Source organism: Pseudomonas sp. MH9.2, assembly GCF_034353875.1.
Taxonomy (GTDB): Bacteria; Pseudomonadota; Gammaproteobacteria; order Pseudomonadales; family Pseudomonadaceae; genus Aquipseudomonas.
On the sequence record NZ_CP133784.1, the window covers coordinates 2,592,128 to 2,614,914 of the forward strand.

A 22,787-nucleotide genomic window follows, 5' to 3' on the forward strand; every position below is an offset into this window, starting at 1 on the left:
CTTCCTCTCTAACGTGTCCAACCGGCTAAACGGCCTGAGAGGAGTATTGGGCAATTTTGTTACGCCATCAAATTCATTAAATTATAAATATCGATAGATTTTACTAATCATTCAGACACAAAAAACCGGGCACTAGGCCCGGTTCTTTGTACAGACTGACGTCTTATTCAGCAGCTTCTACAACACCACCAACCGGACGATCAACCAGTTCGACGTACGCCATAGGCGCGTTGTCGCCAGTGCGGAAACCGCACTTGAGGATGCGCAGGTAGCCACCCTCACGGGTTGCATAACGCTTGCCCAGGTCGTTGAACAGCTTACCAACGATGGCTTTCGAACGAGTACGGTCGAAGGCCAGACGGCGGTTAGCCAAGCTGTCTGTCTTAGCCAGGGTGATCAGCGGCTCGGCAACGCGGCGCAGTTCCTTGGCTTTCGGCAGTGTAGTTTTGATCAGCTCGTGCTCAAACAGCGACACCGCCATGTTTTGAAACATGGCCTTGCGGTGTGAGCTGGTGCGGCTCAGGTGACGACCACTTTTACGATGACGCATGGTTCATTCCTTACCAAACACAACGTTCGGTGATTACGACGATCAGGCAGTCGCCTTGTCGTCCTTCTTAAGACTTGCAGGCGGCCAGTTGTCGAGGCGCATGCCGAGGGACAGACCACGGGAGGCCAGAACGTCCTTGATTTCAGTCAAGGATTTCTTACCCAGGTTCGGAGTCTTCAACAGTTCTACTTCGGTGCGCTGAATCAGGTCGCCGATGTAGTAAATGTTCTCCGCCTTAAGGCAGTTGGCCGAACGTACAGTCAGTTCCAGATCGTCAACCGGACGGAGAAGGATCGGATCGATCTCGTCTTCCTGTTCGATAACCACTGGCTCACTGTCACCTTTGAGATCGACGAACGCAGCCAACTGCTGTTGCAGAATAGTTGCAGCGCGGCGAATAGCCTCTTCAGGATCCAGGGTACCGTTGGTTTCCAGATCAATAACCAGCTTGTCCAGGTTAGTACGCTGCTCGACACGGGCGTTTTCCACCACGTATGCGATACGGCGAACCGGGCTGAACGAAGAGTCAAGCTGCAAGCGACCAATGCTGCGGCTTTCGTCTTCATCGCTCTGACGCGAATCGGCCGGTTCATAACCACGACCACGAGCTACGGTGAGCTTCATGTTCAAGGCGCCGTTAGACGCCAGGTTAGCGATTACGTGATCGGGATTAACGATCTCGACATCATGATCCAGCTGAATATCGGCAGCGGTAACCACCCCCGAACCCTTCTTCGACAAGGTCAGCGTAACTTCGTCTCGACCGTGCAGCTTGATAGCCAGACCTTTAAGGTTCAACAGGATTTCAATTACGTCTTCCTGTACACCTTCGATGGCGCTGTACTCATGGAGTACACCGTCAATCTCGGCCTCGACTACTGCACAGCCGGGCATTGAGGACAACAGGATGCGTCGCAACGCGTTGCCCAGGGTGTGGCCGAAACCACGCTCGAGAGGCTCGAGCGTGATCTTGGCGCGGGTTGGACTGACAACCTGCACATCAATATGGCGGGGTGTCAGGAACTCATTTACCGAAATCTGCATGGATGCACCTATTTTCTAGCCCTTACTTGGAGTAGAGCTCGACAATCAGGCTTTCGTTGATGTCGGCGGACAGATCACTGCGAGCTGGAACGTTTTTGAAGACGCCAGATTTTTTCTCAGTGTCTACTTCTACCCATTCTACGCGGCCACGTTGGGCACACAGATCGAGAGCTTGGACAATGCGCAGTTGGTTCTTTGCCTTCTCGCGAATAGCGACCACGTCACCAGGGCGAACCTGGTAGGACGGTACGTTAACGGTTTTGCCGTTAATGCTGACCGATTTATGCGATACCAGCTGACGGGATTCGGCACGAGTAGAGCCAAAACCCATACGGTATACAACGTTGTCCAAACGGCATTCGAGCAATTGCAGCAGGTTCTCACCAGTAGCGCCTTTCTTGCCGGCTGCTTCTTTGTAATAACCGCTGAATTGACGTTCGAGAACGCCGTAAATACGACGGACCTTCTGCTTTTCACGCAGTTGGGTGCCGTAATCGGATTGGCGACCGCGGCGTTGGCCGTGGATACCTGGGGCTGCTTCGATGTTGCACTTGGATTCGATAGCGCGGACGCCGCTCTTCAAGAAGAGATCGGTGCCTTCACGACGTGCAAGTTTGCATTTTGGACCAATGTAACGAGCCATTTCTTACAGTCTCCTGGATTACACGCGGCGCTTCTTCGGCGGACGGCACCCGTTGTGCGGGATTGGCGTCACGTCGGTGATACTGGCGATCTTGTAGCCACAGCCGTTCAAAGCACGGACAGCGGACTCACGACCTGGACCTGGACCCTTGACGTTAACGTCGAGGTTCTTCAGGCCGTATTCCAGCGCAGCTTGACCAGCACGTTCAGCAGCTACTTGAGCAGCGAACGGGGTGGACTTGCGAGAACCACGGAAACCCGAGCCGCCGGAGGTAGCCCAAGAAAGCGCGTTACCTTGACGATCGGTAATGGTGACGATTGTGTTGTTAAAAGACGCGTGGATGTGGGCGATGCCATCAACCACTGTCTTTTTAACTTTTTTACGAGGACGAGCAGCAGGTTTTGCCATGACTAAATTCCTGTCGTTGCGCTGGTGCGATTACTTGCGGATCGGCTTACGCGGACCTTTGCGAGTACGCGCGTTGGTCTTGGTACGCTGACCGCGTACTGGAAGACCACGACGATGGCGAAGACCGCGGTAGCAGCCCAAATCCATCAAGCGCTTGATTTTCATGTTGATTTCGCGACGCAGGTCACCTTCAGTGGTGAACTTTGCCACTTCGCCACGCAGCTGTTCAATCTGCTCGTCGCTCAGATCTTTGATCTTCACCGCTGGGTTAACCCCAGTGGTTGCACAAATTTTCTGTGCAGTGGTGCGACCAACACCATAGATGTAGGTCAACGAGATAACAGTATGCTTGTTATCTGGAATGTTAACGCCTGCAATACGGGCCATTCAGTGGGACTCCAATTGACAGCTACCTACGCCCCGGAAGCCAAGAAATAGGGCGCGAGATAATATCGCTGTAATAACAAATAATCAACCCAGCAGCGCACTAGCTGCTGGGCTTTAAGCACAAATCACACTCAGCCTTGGCGCTGTTTATGACGTGGTTCCGCGCTGCAAATTACTCGAACAACACCTTCGCGGCGAATAATCTTGCAGTTACGGCACAGCTTTTTCACCGATGCACGAACTTTCATCACCAACTCCTCGAACCTTATGGGTGCTTCAGCGCAGCATGCCGCTACCGTAGCCCTTCAGGTTGGCTTTCTTCATCAGGGATTCGTACTGGTGCGAAACGAGGTGCGATTGTACTTGGGACATGAAGTCCATCACAACCACTACGACGATCAGCAACGAAGTCCCGCCAAGGTAGAACGGTACGTTTGCCGCAACCACCAGAAACTGGGGAAGCAGACACACGGCCGTCATATAAAGAGCACCGAACATGGTCAAGCGGGTCAGAACGCCATCAATATAGCGCGCAGACTGCTCGCCTGGACGGATGCCCGGAATAAAGGCACCGGACTTCTTCAGGTTTTCCGCTACGTCTTTCGGATTGAACATCAACGCCGTATAGAAGAAGCAGAAGAAAATAATCCCTGCACTAAACAGCAGAATATTCAACGGCTGACCAGGAGCGATCGACTGCGAGAGGTCCTGCAACCAGCCCATACCTTCAGACTGGCCAAACCAGGCACCCAACGAAGCCGGAAACAGCAAAATGCTGCTCGCGAAAATAGCTGGAATTACACCGGCCATATTCACTTTCAGCGGTAAGTGGCTAGTCTGCGCAGCGAAGACCTTACGGCCCTGCTGACGCTTGGCGTAGTGAACGGCAATACGACGCTGACCACGCTCAATGAACACCACAAAACCGATAATCGCTACTGCCAGCAAACCGATGGCAACCAAGGCGAAAATGTTGATATCACCCTGACGTGCAGACTCGAAAGACTGCCCAATCGCTCTCGGAAGACCGGCGACGATACCCGAAAAAATCAACATCGAGATACCGTTACCAACACCGCGCTCGGTAATCTGCTCACCCAGCCACATCATGAACATCGCGCCAGCCACAAACGTGGATACCGCAACGAAATGGAAGCCAAAGTCACCAGTGAACGCAACGCCCTGCCCTGCCAGACCAATGGACATGCCAATAGCCTGAACAAGAGCGAGGACGACAGTGCCATAGCGGGTGTATTGACTGATCTTACGACGACCAGCCTCACCTTCCTTCTTCAACTGCTCCAACTGCGGGCTCACGGCGGTCATCAACTGCATGATGATCGATGCCGAAATGTACGGCATGATCCCCAGTGCAAAGATACTCATCCGTTCCAGCGCGCCGCCGGAAAACATGTTGAACAAGCTAAGAATGGTCCCCTCATTCTGTCGAAACAGGTCCGCCAGCCGGTCCGGGTTGATACCAGGAACTGGGATGTGCGCGCCTATCCGGTAGACGATAATCGCCAGGAGTAGAAAACGCAGTCGAGCCCAGAGCTCGGATAACCCGCCTTTGCTGAGCGCTGAGAGAGCACCTTGCTTAGCCATTTATTCCTCGAACTTGCCGCCAGCTGCTTCGATAGCCGCACGCGCACCTTTGGTGGCTGCGATACCTTTGATGGTGACAGCGCGAGTAACCTCACCGGACAACATGATTTTCACACGTTGTACGTTTTGGTTGATCACGTTGGCATCCTTCAGGGACTGCACGGTGACGATGTCGCCTTCCACTTTAGCCAGTTCGGACAAACGCACTTCTGCGCGATCCATAGCTTTCAGGGAAACGAAACCGAATTTCGGCAGACGACGATGCAACGGCTGTTGGCCGCCTTCAAAGCCCGGAGCAATAGTGCCACCGGAGCGGGAGGACTGACCTTTGTGGCCACGGCCACCGGTCTTACCCAAACCACTACCGATACCACGGCCCGGACGATGCTTTTCGCGACGGGAACCCGGCGCTGGACTCAGATCATTGAGTTTCATCGATTAACCCTCGACTCGCAGCATGTAGTAAGCCTTGTTGATCATCCCGCGATTCTCGGGAGTATCCAGCACTTCTACAGTGTGACCGATGCGACGCAGACCCAAACCCTTAACGCACAATTTGTGGTTAGGGATGCGACCGGTCATGCTTTTGATCAGCGTTACTTTAACGGTAGCCATGATCAGAAGATCTCCTTGACACTTTTACCGCGCTTGGCAGCAATAGATTCAGGAGATTGCATAGCTTTCAAACCTTTAAAAGTGGCGTGAACCACGTTTACCGGGTTAGTCGAGCCGTAGCACTTGGCCAGTACGTTCTGAACACCAGCAACTTCCAACACTGCACGCATAGCGCCGCCAGCGATGATACCAGTACCTTCAGACGCAGGCTGCATGTACACCTTCGAAGCGCCATGAGCAGACTTCATTGCGTACTGCAGAGTGGTACCGTTAAGGTCCACCTGAATCATGTTGCGACGAGCAGCTTCCATTGCTTTCTGGATCGCAGCAGGCACTTCACGTGACTTGCCACGGCCGAAACCAACACGCCCTTTACCATCACCCACCACGGTCAACGCGGTGAAAGTGAAGATACGGCCGCCTTTAACGGTTTTAGCAACGCGGTTCACTTGAACCAGCTTCTCAATGTAGCCTTCGTCGCGTTTTTGGTCGTTATTTGACATAACTTAGAACTCCAGCCCGCCTTCACGAGCAGCATCAGCCAGCGCCTTGACGCGGCCGTGGTACTTGAAGCCAGAACGGTCAAAAGCCACTTGCGAGACGCCTACGGCTTTCGCACGCTCAGCGACCAGCTGGCCAACCTTAGTGGCCGCGTCGATGTTGCCAGTGGCTCCATCACGCAGTTCTTTGTCCAAAGTCGAGGCGCTCGCCAAGACTTTGCTGCCGTCGGCCGAGATGACCTGGGCATAAATGTGCTGCGAAGAGCGGAACACGCAGAGACGCACGACTTCTAGCTCGTGCATTTTCAAGCGTGCTTTGCGAGCGCGACGCAGTCGGGTAACTTTTTTGACGGTCATTTGCTATGCCCTACTTCTTCTTGGCTTCTTTACGGCGGACGACTTCGTCTGCGTAACGCACACCTTTGCCTTTGTACGGCTCAGGACGGCGGAAGTCGCGGATCTCAGCGGCCACTTGACCAACCAACTGCTTATCGATACCTCGGATGAAGATATCGGTCTGGTTGGGAGTCTCAGCGGTGATGCCATTCGGCAGGTCGTATTCCACTGGATGCGAAAAGCCGAGAGCCAGGGACAGCACTTTGTCTTTTGCTTGCGCTTTATAACCGACACCGACCAGCTGGAGCTTACGCTCGAAGCCTTGGCTTACGCCTTGGACCATGTTGTTAACCAGTGCACGAGTGGTGCCGGCCATTGCACGAGTCTGTTGATCGCCATTGCGAGCAGCGAAACGCAGCTCACCAGCTTCTTCAACAATCTCAATGGACGAATGGATGTTCAGATCTAGAGTGCCCTTGGCACCCTTCACCGAAAGCTGCTGGCCGACGAGTTTAACTTCGACGCCTGCTGGCAACTTAACGGGGTTCTTAGCTACGCGTGACATGCTTATCCCCCCTTAGAACACTGTGCAAAGAACTTCGCCGCCGACACCGGCAGCGCGCGCAGCACGATCCGTCATCACACCTTTGTTGGTGGAGACGATAGACACACCGAGACCGCCACGAACTTTTGGCAGATCATCGACGGACTTGTACTGACGCAGGCCTGGACGGCTAACGCGCTTCACTTCTTCGATGACTGGACGGCCTTCGAAGTACTTCAGCTCGATGGATAGCAGCGGTTTGATTTCGCTGCTGATCTGATAACCCGCAATGTAACCTTCGTCCTTGAGGACTTTGGCTACAGCTACCTTCAACGTGGAAGATGGCATGCTTACGACGGGCTTTTCAGCCATCTGGGCATTACGGATACGAGTTAGCATGTCCGCTAACGGGTCCTGCATACTCATGGGCTAGACGCTCCTGTTACAAAAATAATTAGCCTTGCGGCTACAGCTTGTCGCCGAGAAACTCCGGGCAAATGAAAGCACGGGCTCAGGCGAGCCGATCATTCTAGACACACCCCGGAAATGAATCAAGCCCCAAAAGGGGCTTGATTCAAAATCACGCTTCACACAGACCAATCTTTTACAAGATTGACCCGTGCGAGACGAGATGGACGCCTTACCAGCTAGCCTTGACCAGACCAGGAACGTCGCCACGCATTGCTGCTTCACGCAGCTTGTTACGGCCAAGGCCGAACTTGCGATAGACGCCGTGTGGACGGCCAGTGATGCGGCAGCGGTTACGCATGCGCGCAGCGCTTGCGTCACGTGGCTGCTTCTGCAGAGCTACTTGAGCTTCCCAACGTGCTTCTGGACTTGCGTTCAGATCAACGATGATAGCTTTCAGTTCTGCACGCTTCTTGGCGTACTTGGCAACCGTGAGCTGACGTTTCAGCTCGCGGTTTTTCATGCTCATCTTGGCCATTGTCCTACTCCAATCAGTTGCGGAACGGGAACTTGAAGGCACGCAGCAATGCGCGACCCTCGTCATCCGTACGAGCAGTGGTGGTCAGGGTAATGTCCAGACCGCGAAGAGCATCGATCTTGTCGTAATCGATTTCCGGGAAAATGATCTGCTCTTTAACGCCCATGCTGTAGTTACCACGACCATCGAAGGACTTGGCATTCAGGCCGCGAAAATCGCGAACCCGAGGCAGGGAGATCGACAGCAGACGATCCAGGAATTCGTACATACGATCGCGACGCAGAGTGACTTTAACGCCGATCGGCCAACCTTCACGGACTTTAAAGCCAGCGATGGATTTCCGAGCGTAAGTCACAACGACTTTCTGACCGGTGATCTTTTCCAGGTCAGCAACAGCGTGCTCGATGACTTTTTTGTCACCGACCGCTTCGCCAAGACCCATGTTAAGGGTGATCTTTGTAACGCGCGGAACTTCCATCACGTTCGAAAGCTTAAGTTCTTCCTTAAGTTTCGGAGCGATTTCCTTCCGGTAAATCTCTTTTAGTCGTGCCATGGTCTTCTACCTAGCAGTGTTCAAGCATCAACCGCTTTTTGGGTCGACTTGAAGACACGAATTTTCTTGCCGTCTTCAACTTTGAAACCAACGCGGTCAGCCTTGTTGGTTGCGCCGTTGAAAATGGCGACGTTAGAAGCGTGCAATGGCGCTTCTTTCTCGACGATACCGCCCTGAACGCCCGACGCCGAGTTAGGCTTGGTATGACGCTTAACCAGGTTGAGCCCACCAACGACCAGACGGTCGTCAACGAGAACCTTAAGCACCTTACCGCGCTTACCTTTGTCTTTGCCGGCGATCACGATGATCTCGTCGTCACGACGAATCTTTTGCATGTCGGATCTCCTTACAGCACTTCTGGGGCGAGCGAGACGATCTTCATGAACTTCTCAGTACGAAGTTCACGGGTCACTGGCCCAAAGATACGGGTGCCAATCGGCTCTTGCTTGTTGTTCAACAGAACAGCAGCGTTGCCGTCAAAGCGGATGATGGAGCCGTCAGCACGACGAACACCATGGCGAGTGCGGACTACTACTGCAGTCATCACTTGGCCTTTTTTCACCTTGCCGCGCGGAATTGCTTCCTTGACGGTCACTTTGATGATGTCACCGATACCAGCGTAACGACGATGGGAGCCACCCAGCACCTTGATGCACATAACGCGGCGTGCGCCGCTGTTATCGGCCACATCGAGCATGGATTGAGTCTGAATCATATAATTTCTCCGACCCCTAGTCCTTAGACTTCCACAGCGCGTTCGAGAATATCAACCAATGCCCAAGACTTGGTCTTGGCCAGCGGACGAGTTTCACGAATCGTGACTTTGTCGCCGATGTGGCACTGATTGGTTTCGTCGTGCGCGTGCAGCTTAGTCGAACGCTTAACATATTTACCGTAGATCGGGTGCTTTACGCGACGCTCGATCAGAACGGTGATGGTCTTGTCCATCTTGTCGCTGACAACACGGCCAGTCAGCGTACGGACGGTTTTTTCGGCTTCAGCCATGATCACTTACCTGCCTGCTGGTTAAGCACAGTCTTCACGCGAGCAATGTCACGTTTAACTTGCGAGAGCAGGTGAGACTGCCCCAACTGGCCAGTTGCTTTCTGCATACGCAGATTGAACTGGTCGCGCAGCAGGCCGAGCAATTGCTCGTTCAGCTGCTGTGCTGATTTTTCACGAAGTTCATTCGCTTTCATCACATCACCGTCCGTTTAACAAAGGAGGTGGCGAGTGGCAGCTTCGCAGCAGCCAGGGCGAAAGCCTCACGCGCCAGCTCTTCAGTAACACCCTCGATTTCATACAGGACTTTGCCTGGCTGAATCTGGGCAACCCAGTACTCAACGTTACCCTTACCTTTACCCATCCGAACTTCGAGTGGCTTTTTGGTTACAGGTTTGTCCGGGAATACACGGATCCAGATTTTGCCGCCACGTTTAACGTGACGGGTCAGTGCACGACGCGCTGACTCAATCTGACGAGCGGTGAGACGACCACGAGCAACAGACTTCAGCGCATATTCGCCGAAGCTGACTTTGCTACCGCGCTGAGCCAAGCCACGGTTGTGGCCTGTCATCTGCTTGCGGAACTTCGTACGCTTTGGTTGCAACATTTGGCGTACCCCTTACTTAGCAGCTTTTTTACGAGGCGCTGGTGCTTGTGGTTTCAGCTCTTCTTGGCGACCACCAATTACTTCGCCTTTGAAGATCCAAACCTTTACACCGATCACACCATAAGTGGTGTGAGCTTCGTAGTTGGCATAGTCGATGTCAGCACGCAGGGTGTGCAGTGGCACACGACCCTCGCGATACCATTCAGTACGTGCGATTTCAGCACCGCCGAGACGACCGCTCACTTGGATTTTGATGCCTTTGGCACCAATGCGCATGGCGTTCTGAACAGCGCGCTTCATAGCGCGACGGAACATTACGCGACGCTCCAGCTGCTGAGCTACGCTCTGCGCAACCAGCATACCGTCAAGCTCCGGCTTGCGGATCTCTTCGATATTGATGTGCACAGGCACACCCATTTGCTTGGTCAGGTCCTGACGCAGTTTCTCAACATCTTCACCTTTCTTGCCGATCACGATGCCGGGACGAGCGGTGTGGATGGTGATACGTGCAGTCTGAGCCGGACGATGGATATCGATACGGCTTACGGACGCGCTTTTTAGTTTGTCTTGGAGATACTCGCGCACCTTCAGATCAGCGAACAAATAGTCCGCATAAGTCCGACCGTCTGCGTACCAGACGGAGGTGTGCTCCTTGACGATTCCCAGGCGAATGCCAATGGGATGTACTTTCTGACCCATCTCTTCGACTCCGTTACTTGTCAGCAACCTTGACAGTGATATGGCAAGACCGCTTGACGATGCGATCAGCGCGGCCTTTGGCACGCGGCATGATTCGCTTCAGCGAACGCCCTTCGTTGACGAAAACGGTGGAGACCTTAAGGTCATCAACGTCTGCGCCTTCGTTATGCTCGGCGTTGGCTACGGCCGACTCCAGCACTTTCTTCAGGATCTCGGCGGCTTTCTTACTGCTGAAAGCCAACAGGTTGAGCGCTTCGCCCACCTTCTTCCCGCGGATCTGGTCGGCGACCAAGCGGGCTTTCTGGGCGGAGATTCGAGCGCCCGACAACTTAGCGGCTACTTCCATCGTTCCTTACCCCTTAACGCTTGGCTTTCTTGTCTGCCACGTGCCCACGATAAGTGCGGGTACCGGCAAACTCGCCTAGTTTATGGCCGACCATGTCTTCGTTCACAAGAACTGGGACATGTTGACGACCGTTATGCACAGCAATGGTCAAACCGACCATTTGCGGCAGAATCATAGAACGGCGCGACCAGGTCTTAACTGGTTTGCGATCATTCTTTTCCGCCGCCACTTCGATCTTCTTCAGTAGGTGAAGATCGATAAAAGGACCTTTTTTCAGAGAACGTGGCACTGTCGTATCCCTCTATTTACTTGCGACGACGGACGATCATTTTGTCGGTACGCTTATTACCACGAGTCTTCGCGCCCTTAGTCGGGAAGCCCCACGGCGATACCGGATGACGACCACCAGAGGTACGACCTTCACCACCACCATGTGGGTGGTCAACCGGGTTCATGGCAACACCACGAACGGTTGGGCGAACGCCACGCCAGCGTTTGGCACCAGCTTTACCCAGCGAACGCAGGCTGTGCTCGGAGTTCGAGACTTCGCCAAGCGTTGCACGGCATTCAGCCAATACTTTACGCATTTCACCAGAGCGCAGACGCAGGGTCACGTAGACACCATCACGCGCTACCAGCTGAGCAGAAGCACCAGCGGAACGAGCGATTTGCGCGCCTTTACCCGGCTTCAACTCGATGCCGTGTACGGTGCTACCCACTGGAATGTTGCGCAACTGAAGAGCGTTGCCCGGCTTGATCGGTGCCAAGGCACCTGCGATCAGCTGGTCGCCAGCACTAATGCCTTTAGGGGCAATAATGTAGCGGCGCTCGCCATCTGCGTACAACAGCAGGGCGATGTGAGCAGTACGGTTTGGATCGTATTCGATACGCTCAACGGTGGCACTGATGCCATCTTTGTCGTTACGACGGAAATCGACCAAACGATAATGCTGCTTATGACCACCACCGATGTGACGAGTGGTAATACGGCCATTGTTGTTACGACCACCAGTCTTCGATTTCTTCTCGAGCAGCGGTGCGTGAGGAGCGCCTTTATGCAGCTCCTGGTTGACCACCTTGACCACAAAACGGCGGCCAGGGGAAGTCGGTTTGCATTTAACGATTGCCATGATGCACCCCTTCCTTACTCAGCACTGCTGCTGAAATCGAGATCTTGGCCCGGTTGAAGGGAAATAATCGCCTTCTTCCAGTCATTACGCTTGCCCAGACCGCGAGCAGTACGTTTGCTCTTACCCAGAACATTCAGGGTAGTAACACGCTCTACTTTCACGCTGAACAGGCTTTCGACGGCCTTCTTGATTTCCAGCTTGGTTGCGTCAGTAGCAACCTTGAAAACGAACTGGCCTTTCTTGTCAGCCAGAACCGTAGCCTTCTCGGAAACGTGCGGGCCGAGTAGAACTTTAAATACGCGTTCCTGGTTCATCCCAGCAGCTCCTCGAATTTCTTCACGGCCGACACGGTGATCAACACCTTGTCGTATGCGATCAGACTAACTGGATCGGAACCCTGTACGTCACGAACATCAACGTGCGGCAGGTTACGAGCAGCCAGGTACAGGTTCTGATCAACAGCATCAGACACGATCAAGACATCAGTCAGACCCATGCCATTCAGCTTGTTCAGCAGGTCTTTGGTTTTCGGCGCTTCAACTACGAAGTCCTGAACCACGACCAGACGATCAGTACGTACCAGCTCAGCAAGGATGGAGCGCAATGCTGCGCGATACATCTTCTTGTTGAGTTTCTGGGAGTGATCCTGAGGACGAGCAGCAAAAGTGGTACCGCCGCCACGCCAGATTGGGCTACGGATAGTACCGGCACGAGCACGACCAGTACCTTTCTGACGCCATGGGCGCTTACCGCCACCGGAAACGTCTGAACGGGTCTTCTGGGCCTTGCTACCTTGACGGCCGCCGGCCATGTAGGCCACGACTGCTTGGTGAACCAGCGTCTCGTTGAACTCGCCGCCGAACGTCAGTTCGGAAACTTCGATCGCCTGAGCGTCATTTACATTTAATTGCATGTCAGCTTCCCCTTAACCGCGAGCCTTGGCTGCCGGACGTACAACCAGGTTGCCGCCAGTAGCGCCAGGAACAGCACCCTTGACCAACAACAGATTGCGTTCAGCGTCCACGCGCACCACTTCCAGGGACTGCACGGTCACGCGCTCAGCGCCCATATGACCGGACATTTTTTTGCCCTTGAATACACGACCAGGAGTCTGGCACTGGCCGATTGAGCCCGGGACGCGGTGGGATACGGAGTTGCCGTGAGTATTGTCTTGGCCACGGAAATTGTGGCGTTTGATCGTACCCTGGAAACCTTTACCTTTGGACTGACCGGTCACATCGACCATCTGACCAGCGGCGAAGATTTCTGCATTGATTACGTCGCCAGCCTGGTAGTCGCCTTCTTCAAGACGAAACTCCCAAACACCGCGACCAGCAGCAACGTTCGCTTTTGCGAAGTGACCTGCTTGAGCAGCAGTCACACGCGAAGCACGACGCACACCGACAGTGACTTGCACTGCACGATAGCCATCAGTTTCTTCGGTTTTGAACTGGGTGACGCGATTCGGCTCGATCTCAATGACCGTAACCGGAATGGAGACACCTTCTTCGGTGAAAATACGGGTCATACCGCATTTACGACCGACTACACCAATAGTCATGTTGTAAACCTCATGAGTGTACGGGGCTTTCACCCGCTATGGCCGCCCATTTCAGAGCGTTACACGACTAAGACCCGAGTCTTAGCCGAGGCTGATCTGTACTTCCACACCGGCCGCAAGATCAAGCTTCATAAGTGCGTCAACGGTTTTATCCGTTGGCTGGACGATGTCCAGAACGCGCTTGTGAGTACGGATCTCATACTGGTCGCGCGCGTCTTTGTTGACGTGCGGAGAAACCAGAACAGTGAACCGCTCTTTACGGGTAGGAAGTGGAATCGGACCACGCACCTGTGCACCAGTACGTTTCGCGGTTTCCACGATTTCCTGGGTGGATTGGTCGATCAGACGATGGTCAAAAGCCTTCAACCTGATACGGATTTGCTGATTTTGCATTGGATTTCAGACTCCCAGCTGCTATTCCCACCGGACGCAATACGCCCGTTAAAAGGAGGCGCAATTCTATAGACGGCCCAACCTAGTGTCAACCCAATAAAAAAGCCCCCGCAAGCGGGGGCCCTTTTATCAATCAACGCTTACGCGAGGATCTTGGCTACTACGCCAGCGCCGACGGTACGACCGCCTTCACGAATGGCGAAACGCAGACCTTCTTCCATCGCGATGGTTTTGATCAGGGTAACAGTCATTTGAATGTTATCACCTGGCATTACCATTTCAACGCCTTCTGGCAATTCGCAGTTACCGGTCACGTCAGTTGTACGGAAGTAGAACTGTGGACGGTAGCCTTTGAAGAACGGAGTATGACGGCCGCCTTCTTCTTTGCTCAGAACGTAAACTTCTGCGGTGAACGTGGTGTGCGGCTTAACCGAACCCGGCTTGACCAGAACCTGGCCACGCTCAACGTCTTCACGCTTGGTACCGCGCAACAGCACGCCGCAGTTCTCGCCAGCACGACCTTCGTCGAGCAGCTTACGGAACATTTCAACGCCGGTGCAGGTAGTGGTGACGGTGTCACGCAGACCAACGATCTCGATCGATTCCTGGATCTTGATGATCCCACGCTCGATACGACCTGTTACCACGGTGCCACGACCAGAGATCGAGAACACGTCTTCGATTGGCATCAGGAACGGCTTGTCGATCGCACGCACTGGATCTGGGATGTAGCTGTCCAGAGTCTCAAGCAGCTTAAGAACCGAAGTGGTACCCATTTCGTTATCGTCCAGACCTTCCAGCGCCATACGCGCGGAACCGATAATGATTGGAGTATCGTCACCCGGGAAGTCGTAAGTGCTCAGCAGATCGCGCACTTCCATCTCAACCAGTTCCAACAGCTCAGCGTCGTCTACCAAGTCAGCCTTGTTCAGGTAAACAACGATGTACGGAACACCTACCTGACGGGACAACAGGATGTGCTCGCGAGTCTGAGGCATAGGACCATCAGCTGCCGAGCAAACCAGGATAGCGCCGTCCATCTGCGCAGCACCGGTGATCATGTTCTTCACATAGTCAGCGTGACCTGGGCAGTCAACGTGAGCGTAGTGACGGATCTTGGTGTGGTATTCAACGTGAGCAGTGTTGATGGTGATACCACGAGCCTTTTCTTCCGGCGCGCTATCGATGCTGCCGAAATCAGCTGCTTTACCACCAAACGCTTCTGCAGCCACTCGAGTCAGAGCAGCAGTCAGAGTGGTTTTGCCATGGTCAACGTGACCAATGGTGCCAACGTTGACGTGCGGGAGGGTACGTTCAAATTTTTCTTTAGCCACGACAATTAACTCCTAGCCTAAAGGGGCTGAATCAGCCTTGTTTTTTAGTGACAGCTTCGACGATATGCGCCGGAGCTACATCGTATTTTTTGAATTCCATAGAGTAGCTCGCGCGACCCTGAGACATGGAACGGACGTCGGTCGCATAACCGAACATCTCACCCAACGGAACCTCGGCGCGAATCACTTTGCCGGAAACCGTATCTTCCATACCCAAGATCATGCCGCGACGACGATTCAAGTCGCCCATCACGTCACCCATATAGTCCTCAGGTGTAACAACCTCTACAGCCATGACCGGCTCAAGCAGAACACCACCACCTTTAGTGGCCAACTGCTTGGTCGCCATGGAAGCAGCCACCTTAAACGCCATCTCGTTGGAGTCGACGTCATGGTAAGAACCATCGAACACAGTAGCCTTCAGGCCGATCAGCGGATAGCCGGCAACAACGCCGTTCTTCATCTGCTCTTCGATACCCTTCTGGATAGCCGGGATGAATTCCTTAGGAACCACACCACCCACTACTTCGTTCACGAATTGCAGACCTTCCTGACCTTCGTCAGCAGGAGCAAAACGAATCCAGCAGTGGCCGAACTGACCACGACCGCCGGACTGGCGAACGAACTTGCCTTCGATCTCACAGGCCTTCGTGATTTTTTCACGATAGGAAACCTGTGGCTTACCGATGTTGGCTTCGACGTTGAACTCACGGCGCATCCGGTCTACCAGGATGTCCAGGTGCAACTCGCCCATGCCAGAGATGATCGTTTGACCAGTCTCTTCATCAGTTTTGACGCGGAAAGATGGATCTTCCTGAGCAAGTTTGCCCAGAGCGATACCCATTTTTTCCTGGTCATCCTTAGTCTTTGGCTCAACGGCAACCGAAATAACGGGTTCCGGGAAGTCCATACGAACGAGGATGATCGGCTTGTCGCTCGAGCAAAGGGTGTCACCGGTGGTGACGTCCTTCATACCAATCAAGGCCGCGATGTCACCAGCGCGTACTTCCTTGATCTCTTCACGAGTGTTCGCATGCATTTGCACCATACGACCAACGCGCTCTTTCTTGCCCTTGACCGAGTTGATCACGCCGTCGCCGGAGCTCAACACGCCCGAGTAAACGCGCACGAAAGTCAGAGTACCCACGAATGGGTCGGTAGCAATTTTGAAAGCCAGAGCCGAGAACGGTTCGTCGTCGTTTGCATGACGTTCCATAGCGACTTCTTCGTCATCCGGGTCAGAACCCTTGATGGCTGGAATGTCAGCTGGAGCCGGCAGGAAATCGATAACGGCGTCTAGAACCAGGGGAACGCCCTTGTTCTTGAACGAAGAACCGCAGACAGCAAGAACGATCTCACCAGCGATAGTACGCTGACGCAGAGCAGACTTGATCTCTTCGATGGTGAGCTCTTCACCTTCGAGGTACTTGTTCATCAACTCTTCAGTGGCTTCGGCCGCAGCCTCTACCATGTTGCCGCGCCACTCTTCAGCCAGCTCAAGCATGTCCGCCGGAATTGCTTCGCGGCGTGGAGCCATGCCCTTGTCAGCATCATCCCAGTAGACCGCTTCCATGTTGATCAGATCGATCTGACCCTGGAAGTTATCTTCAGCGCCAATAGCGAGCTGAATAGGGACTGGAGTGTGACCCAGGCGCTGCTTGATCTGAGCGACAACGCGCAGGAAGTTAGCACCCGCACGGTCCATCTTGTTTACGTAAACAAGACGCGGAACACCGTATTTGTTGGCTTGACGCCATACGGTTTCCGACTGAGGCTCAACACCCGAAGTGCCACAGAACACAACGACAGCGCCATCAAGTACGCGCAGCGAACGCTCTACTTCAATAGTGAAGTCAACGTGGCCAGGGGTGTCGATGATGTTGAAGCGATACTTGTCGAACTGCTTGGCAGAACCCGACCAGAAGGCCGTGGTTGCAGCGGAGGTGATAGTGATACCACGCTCCTGCTCCTGCACCATCCAGTCCATGGTCGCGGCGCCATCATGCACCTCGCCCATTTTGTGGTTTACGCCAGTGTAAAAAAGGACGCGCTCGGTGGTGGTGGTTTTACCAGCATCCACGTGAGCTACGATACCAATGTTACGGTAGCGGTTAATCGGAGTAGTACGAGCCATAAAGCCCTCGCAAAATTAGTGATGCCGAAATTAGAAGCGGTAGTGCGAGAAAGCCTTGTTGGCTTCAGCCATACGGTGCACGTCTTCACGCTTCTTAACTGCAGCACCTTTACCTTCAGCAGCGTCCATCAATTCGCCAGCCAAACGCAGAGCCATAGACTTTTCGCCACGCTTGCGCGCGAAGTCTACCAACCAGCGCATTGCCAGGGCGTTACGACGGGACGGACGAACTTCGACCGGAACCTGGTAAGTAGCACCGCCTACACGGCGCGACTTCACTTCGACCAGCGGAGCGATGGCGTCGAGAGCTTTCTCGAAGATTTCCAGGGGGTCGCTATTCTTGCGTTCTTTAACCTTTTCCAGCGCGCCATAAACGATACGCTCGGCAACGGCTTTCTTGCCGCTTTCCATCACGTGGTTCATGAACTTGGCCAGAATCTGGCTGCCGTATTTTGGATCGTCAAGCACATCGCGCTTGGCTGCTACGCGTCTTCTTGGCATGGATAAGCCCTCAAACGGTCTTCAGGTTAGCTCGGGACCACAGCGCTCTTGCGAGGTGCGCCCGACCTTACTCTTATCGACTCAGAAAAATAGAAATCTGCAATTTATCGCAAAAAACGGCCGATTACTTCGGACGTTTGGTACCGTATTTCGAACGACCTTGGTTACGACCTTTAACGCCGGAAGTATCCAGGGAGCCGCGAACGGTGTGGTAACGAACACCTGGCAAGTCTTTTACACGACCGCCACGAATCAGTACGACGCTGTGCTCTTGCAGGTTGTGACCTTCACCACCGATGTACGAGGAAACCTCGAAACCGTTGGTCAGGCGCACACGGCATACTTTACGCAGTGCCGAGTTTGGTTTTTTCGGCGTAGTTGTATACACACGGGTGCATACGCCACGACGTTGCGGGCAGTTCTGCAGCGCAGGTACGTCGGATTTCTCGACGATACGCTTACGCGGCTGACGTACCAGCTGGTTGATAGTTGCCATCTACTAGCTCCACTGTTGTCTTGCGACGCTATTGTCTTACAAGAAAAGCAAAATGGCAGGACACGAGTCCCGCCAAATTTAGGGGTACAAGAGTCTAAAGAGGATCCTGCCCCCAGTCAAGACAAAGCCCCAACCTCCCCGACCATGAAGACAACAGCATAACGCCATTGCCTTTTGGCCGGGAGGGCCAGGGCTTCAATCTTAATTACCGCTTGAGTTCAACGCTTCGGTCAGTGCAGCTTCGACTTCACTGGCGCTAACACGCAACGGTTTGTCTGCTTCACGGCGACGTTTGCGCTCGCTGTGATAAGCCAGACCGGTACCGGCCGGGATCAAACGACCCACGACCACGTTTTCTTTCAGGCCGCGCAAGTAGTCGCGCTTGCCGGTTACAGCCGCTTCGGTCAGTACCCGCGTTGTCTCCTGGAAGGAGGCTGCGGAGATGAACGACTCGGTGGACAACGATGCCTTGGTGATACCCAGCAACACACGAGTGAACTTGGAAACGAATTTCTCGTCCGCGCTCAGGCGCTCGTTCTCGACCAGAACATGCGTCAACTCCATCTGGTCGCCCTTGATGAAGGTTGAATCGCCAGACTCGGCGATCTCAACTTTACGCAGCATCTGACGAAGAATCGTTTCGATGTGCTTATCGTTGATTTTCACGCCTTGCAGACGATAAACGTCTTGGATCTCGTTAACGATGTACTTGGCCAGCGCACTCACACCCAGCAGACGCAGGATATCGTGTGGATCACTCGGGCCGTCGGAGATGACTTCACCGCGGTTCACTTGCTCGCCTTCGAAGACGTTCAGGTGACGCCACTTTGGAATCAGCTCTTCGTACAAGTCGCTGCCATCGTTCGGGGTAATGACCAGACGGCGCTTGCCTTTGGTCTCTTTACCGAACGCGATGGTGCCGCTGACCTCAGCCAGAATGGAGGCTTCTTTCGGACGACGCGCTTCGAACAAGTCGGCAACACGCGGCAGACCACCGGTGATGTCACGGGTTTTCGAAGTCTCTTGCGGGATACGGGCGATAACATCACCGATCGCAACCTGCACACCATCCGCAACACCGACCAGGGCGTTAGCCGGCAGGAAGTACTGAGCCGGTACGTCGGTACCTGGCAGCAGCAGATCCTTGCCATCCACACCGACCATCTTAACGGCAGGACGGATGTCCTTACCGGCAGCTGGACGGTCTTTGGCGTCGAGTACTTCGATGTTGGTCATACCGGTCAATTCGTCTGTCTGACGCTTGATCGTGATGCCTTCTTCCATGCCCACGTAGGTCACGGTACCTTTCATCTCGGTGACGATTGGGTGAGTGTGCGGATCCCACTTGGCCACGATTGCGCCAGCGTCGACCTTGTCGCCTTCCTTCACCGAAATCACAGCACCGTACGGCAGCTTGTAACGCTCACGCTCACGACCGTAGTCATCAGCAATAGCCAGTTCACCAGAACGAGACACTGCAACCAGGCAACCATCAACTCGCTCAACGTGCTTCAGGTTGTGCAGGCGGACAGTACCGCCATTCTTCACCTGAACGCTGTCAGCAGCAGAGGTCCGGCTTGCCGCACCACCGATGTGGAACGTACGCATGGTCAGCTGAGTACCCGGCTCACCGATCGACTGCGCAGCGATTACGCCGACAGCTTCACCGATGTTCACCTGATGCCCGCGAGCCAGGTCACGACCGTAGCACTTGGCGCAGATACCGAAACGAGTTTCGCAGCTGATTGGCGAACGTACGATCACTTCATCGATGCTGTTCAGCTCGATGAACTCAACCCACTTCTCGTCAACCAGGGTGCCTGCAGGAACGATGACATCATCGGTACCCGGCTTGAACACGTCACGGGCGATAACTCGACCCAGTACGCGCTCACCCAATGGCTCAACGACGTCGCCGCCTTCAATGTGCGGCGTCATCAGCAGACCGTGCTCGGTACCGCAGTCGACTTCTGTAACCACCAGATCCTGAGCCACGTCTACCAGACGACGAGTCAGATAACCGGAGTTCGCAGTTTTCAACGCGGTATCCGCCAAACCTTTACGAGCACCGTGAGTGGAGATGAAGTACTGAAGTACGCTCAAACCTTCACGGAAGTTCGCAGTGATCGGCGTTTCGATGATCGAGCCATCCGGCTTGGCCATCAAGCCACGCATACCTGCGAGCTGACGAATCTGTGCAGCGGAACCCCGTGCGCCGGAGTCAGCCATCATGTACATCGAGTTGAAGGATTCCTGATCAACTTCGACGCCATGACGGTCGATGACTTTCTCTTTCGAGAGGTTCGACATCATCGCCTTGGAAACTTCGTCGTTGGCCTTGGACCAAAGGTCGATCACCTTGTTGTACTTCTCGCCCTGGGTTACCAGGCCTGAGGCGTACTGACTTTCGATCTCTTTAACTTCTTCGGTCGCAGCGTCGATGATGCGAGCTTTTTCATCAGGGATAACGAAGTCGTTAACACCAATGGAAACACCCGAAATAGTCGAGTAGGCAAAACCGGTATACATCAATTGGTCAGCGAAAATAACGGTCTCTTTCAAACCAACCACGCGGTAGCACTGGTTGATCAGTTTGGAGATCGCTTTTTTCTTCATCGGCTGGTTGACCACGTCGTACGACAGGCCGGCCGGAACCACCTGGAACAACAGCGCACGGCCGACGGTTGTGTCGACGATACGGGTGTTCTTGACGCTGCCACCATCACGATCATTGACGGTTTCGTGGATGCGGACTTTGACTTTGGCATGCAGCGCGGCTTCGCCGGCACGGAACACACGGTCAACTTCCTGCAGATCCGCGAACACACGACCTTCGCCCTTGGCGTTGATCGCTTCACGCGTCATGTAGTACAGACCCAATACAACGTCCTGCGACGGAACGATGATTGGCTCACCGTTGGCTGGCGACAGGATGTTGTTGGTCGACATCATCAGCGCACGCGCTTCGAGCTGGGCTTCCAGCGTCAGCGGTACGTGAACGGCCATTTGGTCGCCGTCGAAGTCGGCGTTGTACGCAGCACAGACCAACGGGTGAAGCTGAATAGCTTTACCTTCGATCAGAACCGGTTCAAACGCCTGGATACCCAGACGGTGAAGAGTCGGTGCACGGTTGAGGAGAACCGGGTGTTCGCGAATCACTTCAGCGAGAACGTCCCAAACCTCTGGCAACTCGCGCTCAACCATTTTCTTCGCGGCTTTGATGGTGGTGGCGAGGCCACGCATTTCCAACTTACCGAAAATGAACGGCTTGAACAGCTCGAGAGCCATTTTCTTTGGCAGACCGCACTGGTGCAGACGCAGAGCCGGGCCTACGGTAATTACCGAACGACCCGAGTAGTCAACACGCTTACCGAGCAAGTTCTGACGGAAACGACCTTGCTTACCCTTGATCATGTCAGCCAGGGACTTCAGAGGACGCTTGTTCGAACCAGTAATGGCACGGCCACGACGGCCGTTGTCGAGCAAGGCATCGACCGCTTCCTGCAACATACGCTTTTCGTTGCGCACGATGATGTCCGGTGCGGACAGATCAAGCAGGCGCTTCAAGCGGTTGTTACGGTTGATCACTCGACGATACAGATCGTTGAGGTCGGACGTCGCGAAACGACCACCGTCAAGCGGAACCAAAGGACGCAGATCTGGCGGCAGAACCGGCAGAACGGTCAGCACCATCCACTCAGGAAGGTTGCCGGAACCCTGGAAGGCTTCCATCAACTTCAAGCGCTTGGACAGCTTCTTGATTTTGGTTTCGGAGTTGGTTTGCGGAATTTCTTCGCGCAGACGGCCAATCTCGTGTTCCAAGTCGATAGCGTGCAGCAGTTCACGGACAGCTTCAGCACCCATACGGGCGTCGAAGTCATCGCCGAACTCTTCGAGTGCTTCAAAGTACTGCTCGTCGTTGAGCAGTTGACCCTTTTCAAGGGTGGTCATGCCTGGATCGATAACGACATAGCTCTCGAAATAGAGAACGCGTTCGATATCACGCAGGGTCATGTCCATCAGCAAGCCGATACGGGACGGCAGGGACTTCAGGAACCAGATGTGGGCAACTGGCGAGGCCAGTTCGATGTGAGCCATACGCTCGCGACGAACTTTTGCCAGCGCGACTTCTACGCCGCACTTCTCGCAGATCACACCACGATGCTTCAAGCGCTTGTACTTACCGCACAGGCACTCGTAATCCTTTACCGGGCCAAAGATCTTGGCGCAGAACAGGCCGTCACGCTCAGGTTTGAACGTACGGTAGTTGATGGTTTCCGGTTTTTTAACTTCACCGAACGACCACGAACGGATCATCTCAGGCGATGCCAATCCAATACGGATGGCGTCGAACTCTTCGACTTGACCCTGGTTTTTCAGCAAATTCAGTAGGTCTTTCAAGGCCTTTCCTCCTGGCGGAGCAGGGAGCAGGCAATACAGCCCTGCTCCC

The 22,787-nt window shown here is 54.1% G+C and carries 33 protein-coding genes; all 33 read right to left on the minus strand.

Going from position 1 to position 22,787, the window contains the following annotated elements:
- Positions 1 to 163: 163 nt before the first annotated feature.
- Complete coding sequence (rplQ, locus tag RHM55_RS12150) at positions 164 to 550, minus strand: 50S ribosomal protein L17 (RefSeq protein WP_219062771.1); 387 nt, start codon at positions 548 to 550, stop codon at positions 164 to 166.
- A gap of 42 nt (positions 551 to 592) precedes the next feature.
- Positions 593 to 1,594 carry a DNA-directed RNA polymerase subunit alpha gene (locus RHM55_RS12155; RefSeq protein ID WP_003176403.1) on the minus strand — a complete coding sequence of 334 codons (1,002 nt, stop codon included), beginning with the start codon at positions 1,592 to 1,594 and terminating at the stop codon, positions 593 to 595.
- Positions 1,595 to 1,616: 22 nt separating this feature from the next.
- Positions 1,617 to 2,237: a 30S ribosomal protein S4 gene (gene rpsD / locus RHM55_RS12160; RefSeq protein ID WP_322166322.1), complete on the minus strand. Its 621-nt coding sequence runs from the start codon at positions 2,235 to 2,237 to the stop codon at positions 1,617 to 1,619.
- An 18-nt stretch (positions 2,238 to 2,255) separates the two neighbouring features.
- A complete protein-coding gene (rpsK, locus tag RHM55_RS12165; protein WP_002555466.1) occupies positions 2,256 to 2,645 on the minus strand; it encodes a 30S ribosomal protein S11 in 390 nt (129 codons plus the stop codon).
- Between the two features lie 30 nt (positions 2,646 to 2,675).
- The gene (gene rpsM, locus RHM55_RS12170; protein ID WP_002555467.1) at positions 2,676 to 3,032 is read right to left on the minus strand and encodes a 30S ribosomal protein S13; all 357 of its coding nucleotides are present in this window, start codon (positions 3,030 to 3,032) and stop codon (positions 2,676 to 2,678) included.
- A 131-nt stretch (positions 3,033 to 3,163) separates the two neighbouring features.
- Positions 3,164 to 3,280, minus strand: coding sequence for a 50S ribosomal protein L36 (rpmJ, locus tag RHM55_RS12175; protein ID WP_002555468.1), 117 nt, complete (start codon positions 3,278 to 3,280; stop codon positions 3,164 to 3,166).
- Between the two features lie 28 nt (positions 3,281 to 3,308).
- Complete coding sequence (gene secY, locus RHM55_RS12180) at positions 3,309 to 4,637, minus strand: preprotein translocase subunit SecY (protein WP_219062775.1); 1,329 nt, start codon at positions 4,635 to 4,637, stop codon at positions 3,309 to 3,311.
- On the minus strand, positions 4,638 to 5,072 hold the full coding sequence (gene rplO, locus RHM55_RS12185; protein ID WP_002555470.1) for a 50S ribosomal protein L15: 435 nt from the start codon (positions 5,070 to 5,072) through the stop codon (positions 4,638 to 4,640). It lies immediately after the preceding gene.
- A 3-nt stretch (positions 5,073 to 5,075) separates the two neighbouring features.
- Positions 5,076 to 5,252: a 50S ribosomal protein L30 gene (rpmD, locus tag RHM55_RS12190; protein ID WP_003186033.1), complete on the minus strand. Its 177-nt coding sequence runs from the start codon at positions 5,250 to 5,252 to the stop codon at positions 5,076 to 5,078.
- A 2-nt stretch (positions 5,253 to 5,254) separates the two neighbouring features.
- On the minus strand, positions 5,255 to 5,755 hold the full coding sequence (rpsE, locus tag RHM55_RS12195; RefSeq protein WP_003186035.1) for a 30S ribosomal protein S5: 501 nt from the start codon (positions 5,753 to 5,755) through the stop codon (positions 5,255 to 5,257).
- Between the two features lie 3 nt (positions 5,756 to 5,758).
- Entirely contained in the window at positions 5,759 to 6,109 is a 351-nt protein-coding gene (gene rplR / locus RHM55_RS12200) for a 50S ribosomal protein L18 (RefSeq protein WP_219062777.1), read from the minus strand.
- Positions 6,110 to 6,119: 10 nt separating this feature from the next.
- On the minus strand, positions 6,120 to 6,653 hold the full coding sequence (gene rplF / locus RHM55_RS12205) for a 50S ribosomal protein L6 (protein WP_219062778.1): 534 nt from the start codon (positions 6,651 to 6,653) through the stop codon (positions 6,120 to 6,122).
- Positions 6,654 to 6,665: 12 nt separating this feature from the next.
- Positions 6,666 to 7,058, minus strand: coding sequence for a 30S ribosomal protein S8 (gene rpsH / locus RHM55_RS12210; protein WP_065833640.1), 393 nt, complete (start codon positions 7,056 to 7,058; stop codon positions 6,666 to 6,668).
- Between the two features lie 214 nt (positions 7,059 to 7,272).
- Positions 7,273 to 7,578, minus strand: coding sequence for a 30S ribosomal protein S14 (rpsN, locus tag RHM55_RS12215; RefSeq protein WP_219062780.1), 306 nt, complete (start codon positions 7,576 to 7,578; stop codon positions 7,273 to 7,275).
- A gap of 13 nt (positions 7,579 to 7,591) precedes the next feature.
- A complete protein-coding gene (rplE, locus tag RHM55_RS12220) occupies positions 7,592 to 8,131 on the minus strand; it encodes a 50S ribosomal protein L5 (RefSeq protein ID WP_219062782.1) in 540 nt (179 codons plus the stop codon).
- A gap of 20 nt (positions 8,132 to 8,151) precedes the next feature.
- Positions 8,152 to 8,466, minus strand: a complete 315-nt coding sequence (gene rplX, locus RHM55_RS12225) for a 50S ribosomal protein L24 (RefSeq protein ID WP_322182358.1) — start codon at positions 8,464 to 8,466, stop codon at positions 8,152 to 8,154.
- Positions 8,467 to 8,477: 11 nt separating this feature from the next.
- Complete coding sequence (rplN, locus tag RHM55_RS12230) at positions 8,478 to 8,846, minus strand: 50S ribosomal protein L14 (RefSeq protein WP_002555479.1); 369 nt, start codon at positions 8,844 to 8,846, stop codon at positions 8,478 to 8,480.
- Positions 8,847 to 8,869: 23 nt separating this feature from the next.
- Positions 8,870 to 9,136, minus strand: coding sequence for a 30S ribosomal protein S17 (gene rpsQ, locus RHM55_RS12235; RefSeq protein WP_003444370.1), 267 nt, complete (start codon positions 9,134 to 9,136; stop codon positions 8,870 to 8,872).
- A gap of 2 nt (positions 9,137 to 9,138) precedes the next feature.
- Positions 9,139 to 9,330: a 50S ribosomal protein L29 gene (gene rpmC / locus RHM55_RS12240; RefSeq protein ID WP_002555481.1), complete on the minus strand. Its 192-nt coding sequence runs from the start codon at positions 9,328 to 9,330 to the stop codon at positions 9,139 to 9,141.
- Positions 9,330 to 9,743, minus strand: coding sequence for a 50S ribosomal protein L16 (rplP, locus tag RHM55_RS12245; protein WP_095080428.1), 414 nt, complete (start codon positions 9,741 to 9,743; stop codon positions 9,330 to 9,332). Before rplP ends, rpmC begins: the two co-directional genes overlap by 1 nt.
- A 12-nt stretch (positions 9,744 to 9,755) precedes the next feature.
- A complete protein-coding gene (rpsC, locus tag RHM55_RS12250) occupies positions 9,756 to 10,442 on the minus strand; it encodes a 30S ribosomal protein S3 (protein WP_003176422.1) in 687 nt (228 codons plus the stop codon).
- Between the two features lie 13 nt (positions 10,443 to 10,455).
- The gene (gene rplV / locus RHM55_RS12255) at positions 10,456 to 10,788 is read right to left on the minus strand and encodes a 50S ribosomal protein L22 (RefSeq protein ID WP_002555485.1); all 333 of its coding nucleotides are present in this window, start codon (positions 10,786 to 10,788) and stop codon (positions 10,456 to 10,458) included.
- Positions 10,789 to 10,801: 13 nt separating this feature from the next.
- Positions 10,802 to 11,077, minus strand: a complete 276-nt coding sequence (gene rpsS / locus RHM55_RS12260; RefSeq protein ID WP_002555486.1) for a 30S ribosomal protein S19 — start codon at positions 11,075 to 11,077, stop codon at positions 10,802 to 10,804.
- A 16-nt stretch (positions 11,078 to 11,093) separates the two neighbouring features.
- Complete coding sequence (rplB, locus tag RHM55_RS12265; protein WP_322182370.1) at positions 11,094 to 11,918, minus strand: 50S ribosomal protein L2; 825 nt, start codon at positions 11,916 to 11,918, stop codon at positions 11,094 to 11,096.
- Positions 11,919 to 11,932: 14 nt separating this feature from the next.
- Positions 11,933 to 12,232: a 50S ribosomal protein L23 gene (gene rplW / locus RHM55_RS12270; RefSeq protein ID WP_017129879.1), complete on the minus strand. Its 300-nt coding sequence runs from the start codon at positions 12,230 to 12,232 to the stop codon at positions 11,933 to 11,935.
- The gene (gene rplD, locus RHM55_RS12275) at positions 12,229 to 12,831 is read right to left on the minus strand and encodes a 50S ribosomal protein L4 (protein ID WP_219062785.1); all 603 of its coding nucleotides are present in this window, start codon (positions 12,829 to 12,831) and stop codon (positions 12,229 to 12,231) included. Before rplD ends, rplW begins: the two co-directional genes overlap by 4 nt.
- Before the next feature lie 12 nt (positions 12,832 to 12,843).
- Positions 12,844 to 13,479 carry a 50S ribosomal protein L3 gene (gene rplC, locus RHM55_RS12280; protein WP_219062787.1) on the minus strand — a complete coding sequence of 212 codons (636 nt, stop codon included), beginning with the start codon at positions 13,477 to 13,479 and terminating at the stop codon, positions 12,844 to 12,846.
- Positions 13,480 to 13,560: 81 nt separating this feature from the next.
- Positions 13,561 to 13,872, minus strand: coding sequence for a 30S ribosomal protein S10 (gene rpsJ / locus RHM55_RS12285; RefSeq protein ID WP_003186070.1), 312 nt, complete (start codon positions 13,870 to 13,872; stop codon positions 13,561 to 13,563).
- Between the two features lie 140 nt (positions 13,873 to 14,012).
- Entirely contained in the window at positions 14,013 to 15,206 is a 1,194-nt protein-coding gene (gene tuf / locus RHM55_RS12290; RefSeq protein ID WP_219062788.1) for an elongation factor Tu, read from the minus strand.
- 31 nt (positions 15,207 to 15,237) lie between these two features.
- A complete protein-coding gene (gene fusA, locus RHM55_RS12295) occupies positions 15,238 to 17,340 on the minus strand; it encodes an elongation factor G (protein WP_322182373.1) in 2,103 nt (700 codons plus the stop codon).
- Positions 17,341 to 17,370: 30 nt separating this feature from the next.
- Positions 17,371 to 17,841, minus strand: a complete 471-nt coding sequence (gene rpsG / locus RHM55_RS12300) for a 30S ribosomal protein S7 (RefSeq protein WP_003400433.1) — start codon at positions 17,839 to 17,841, stop codon at positions 17,371 to 17,373.
- 124 nt (positions 17,842 to 17,965) lie between these two features.
- Positions 17,966 to 18,337: a 30S ribosomal protein S12 gene (gene rpsL, locus RHM55_RS12305; protein WP_003186084.1), complete on the minus strand. Its 372-nt coding sequence runs from the start codon at positions 18,335 to 18,337 to the stop codon at positions 17,966 to 17,968.
- A gap of 201 nt (positions 18,338 to 18,538) precedes the next feature.
- A complete protein-coding gene (rpoC, locus tag RHM55_RS12310; protein ID WP_219062790.1) occupies positions 18,539 to 22,738 on the minus strand; it encodes a DNA-directed RNA polymerase subunit beta' in 4,200 nt (1,399 codons plus the stop codon).
- Between the last annotated feature and the right edge of the window lie 49 nt (positions 22,739 to 22,787).

Bases quoted from the DNA above. Each gene is read 5' to 3' on its own strand.
- rplQ (WP_219062771.1), bottom strand. From the start codon at position 550: ATGCGTCATCGTAAAAGTGGTCGTCACCTGAGCCGCACCAGCTCACAC.
- RHM55_RS12155 (WP_003176403.1), bottom strand. From the start codon at position 1,594: ATGCAGATTTCGGTAAATGAGTTCCTGACACCCCGCCATATTGATGTG.
- rpsD (WP_322166322.1), bottom strand. From the start codon at position 2,237: ATGGCTCGTTACATTGGTCCAAAATGCAAACTTGCACGTCGTGAAGGC.
- rpsK (WP_002555466.1), bottom strand. From the start codon at position 2,645: ATGGCAAAACCTGCTGCTCGTCCTCGTAAAAAAGTTAAAAAGACAGTG.
- rpsM (WP_002555467.1), bottom strand. From the start codon at position 3,032: ATGGCCCGTATTGCAGGCGTTAACATTCCAGATAACAAGCATACTGTT.
- rpmJ (WP_002555468.1), bottom strand. From the start codon at position 3,280: ATGAAAGTTCGTGCATCGGTGAAAAAGCTGTGCCGTAACTGCAAGATT.
- secY (WP_219062775.1), bottom strand. From the start codon at position 4,637: ATGGCTAAGCAAGGTGCTCTCTCAGCGCTCAGCAAAGGCGGGTTATCC.
- rplO (WP_002555470.1), bottom strand. From the start codon at position 5,072: ATGAAACTCAATGATCTGAGTCCAGCGCCGGGTTCCCGTCGCGAAAAG.
- rpmD (WP_003186033.1), bottom strand. From the start codon at position 5,252: ATGGCTACCGTTAAAGTAACGCTGATCAAAAGCATGACCGGTCGCATC.
- rpsE (WP_003186035.1), bottom strand. From the start codon at position 5,755: ATGTCAAATAACGACCAAAAACGCGACGAAGGCTACATTGAGAAGCTG.
- rplR (WP_219062777.1), bottom strand. From the start codon at position 6,109: ATGACCGTCAAAAAAGTTACCCGACTGCGTCGCGCTCGCAAAGCACGC.
- rplF (WP_219062778.1), bottom strand. From the start codon at position 6,653: ATGTCACGCGTAGCTAAGAACCCCGTTAAGTTGCCAGCAGGCGTCGAA.
- rpsH (WP_065833640.1), bottom strand. From the start codon at position 7,058: ATGAGTATGCAGGACCCGTTAGCGGACATGCTAACTCGTATCCGTAAT.
- rpsN (WP_219062780.1), bottom strand. From the start codon at position 7,578: ATGGCCAAGATGAGCATGAAAAACCGCGAGCTGAAACGTCAGCTCACG.
- rplE (WP_219062782.1), bottom strand. From the start codon at position 8,131: ATGGCACGACTAAAAGAGATTTACCGGAAGGAAATCGCTCCGAAACTT.
- rplX (WP_322182358.1), bottom strand. From the start codon at position 8,466: ATGCAAAAGATTCGTCGTGACGACGAGATCATCGTGATCGCCGGCAAA.
- rplN (WP_002555479.1), bottom strand. From the start codon at position 8,846: ATGATTCAGACTCAATCCATGCTCGATGTGGCCGATAACAGCGGCGCA.
- rpsQ (WP_003444370.1), bottom strand. From the start codon at position 9,136: ATGGCTGAAGCCGAAAAAACCGTCCGTACGCTGACTGGCCGTGTTGTC.
- rpmC (WP_002555481.1), bottom strand. From the start codon at position 9,330: ATGAAAGCGAATGAACTTCGTGAAAAATCAGCACAGCAGCTGAACGAG.
- rplP (WP_095080428.1), bottom strand. From the start codon at position 9,743: ATGTTGCAACCAAAGCGTACGAAGTTCCGCAAGCAGATGACAGGCCAC.
- rpsC (WP_003176422.1), bottom strand. From the start codon at position 10,442: ATGGGTCAGAAAGTACATCCCATTGGCATTCGCCTGGGAATCGTCAAG.
- rplV (WP_002555485.1), bottom strand. From the start codon at position 10,788: ATGGAAGTAGCCGCTAAGTTGTCGGGCGCTCGAATCTCCGCCCAGAAA.
- rplB (WP_322182370.1), bottom strand. From the start codon at position 11,918: ATGGCAATCGTTAAATGCAAACCGACTTCCCCTGGCCGCCGTTTTGTG.
- rplW (WP_017129879.1), bottom strand. From the start codon at position 12,232: ATGAACCAGGAACGCGTATTTAAAGTTCTACTCGGCCCGCACGTTTCC.
- rplD (WP_219062785.1), bottom strand. From the start codon at position 12,831: ATGCAATTAAATGTAAATGACGCTCAGGCGATCGAAGTTTCCGAACTG.
- rplC (WP_219062787.1), bottom strand. From the start codon at position 13,479: ATGACTATTGGTGTAGTCGGTCGTAAATGCGGTATGACCCGTATTTTC.
- rpsJ (WP_003186070.1), bottom strand. From the start codon at position 13,872: ATGCAAAATCAGCAAATCCGTATCAGGTTGAAGGCTTTTGACCATCGT.
- fusA (WP_322182373.1), bottom strand. From the start codon at position 17,340: ATGGCTCGTACTACTCCGATTAACCGCTACCGTAACATTGGTATCGTA.
- rpsG (WP_003400433.1), bottom strand. From the start codon at position 17,841: ATGCCAAGAAGACGCGTAGCAGCCAAGCGCGATGTGCTTGACGATCCA.
- rpsL (WP_003186084.1), bottom strand. From the start codon at position 18,337: ATGGCAACTATCAACCAGCTGGTACGTCAGCCGCGTAAGCGTATCGTC.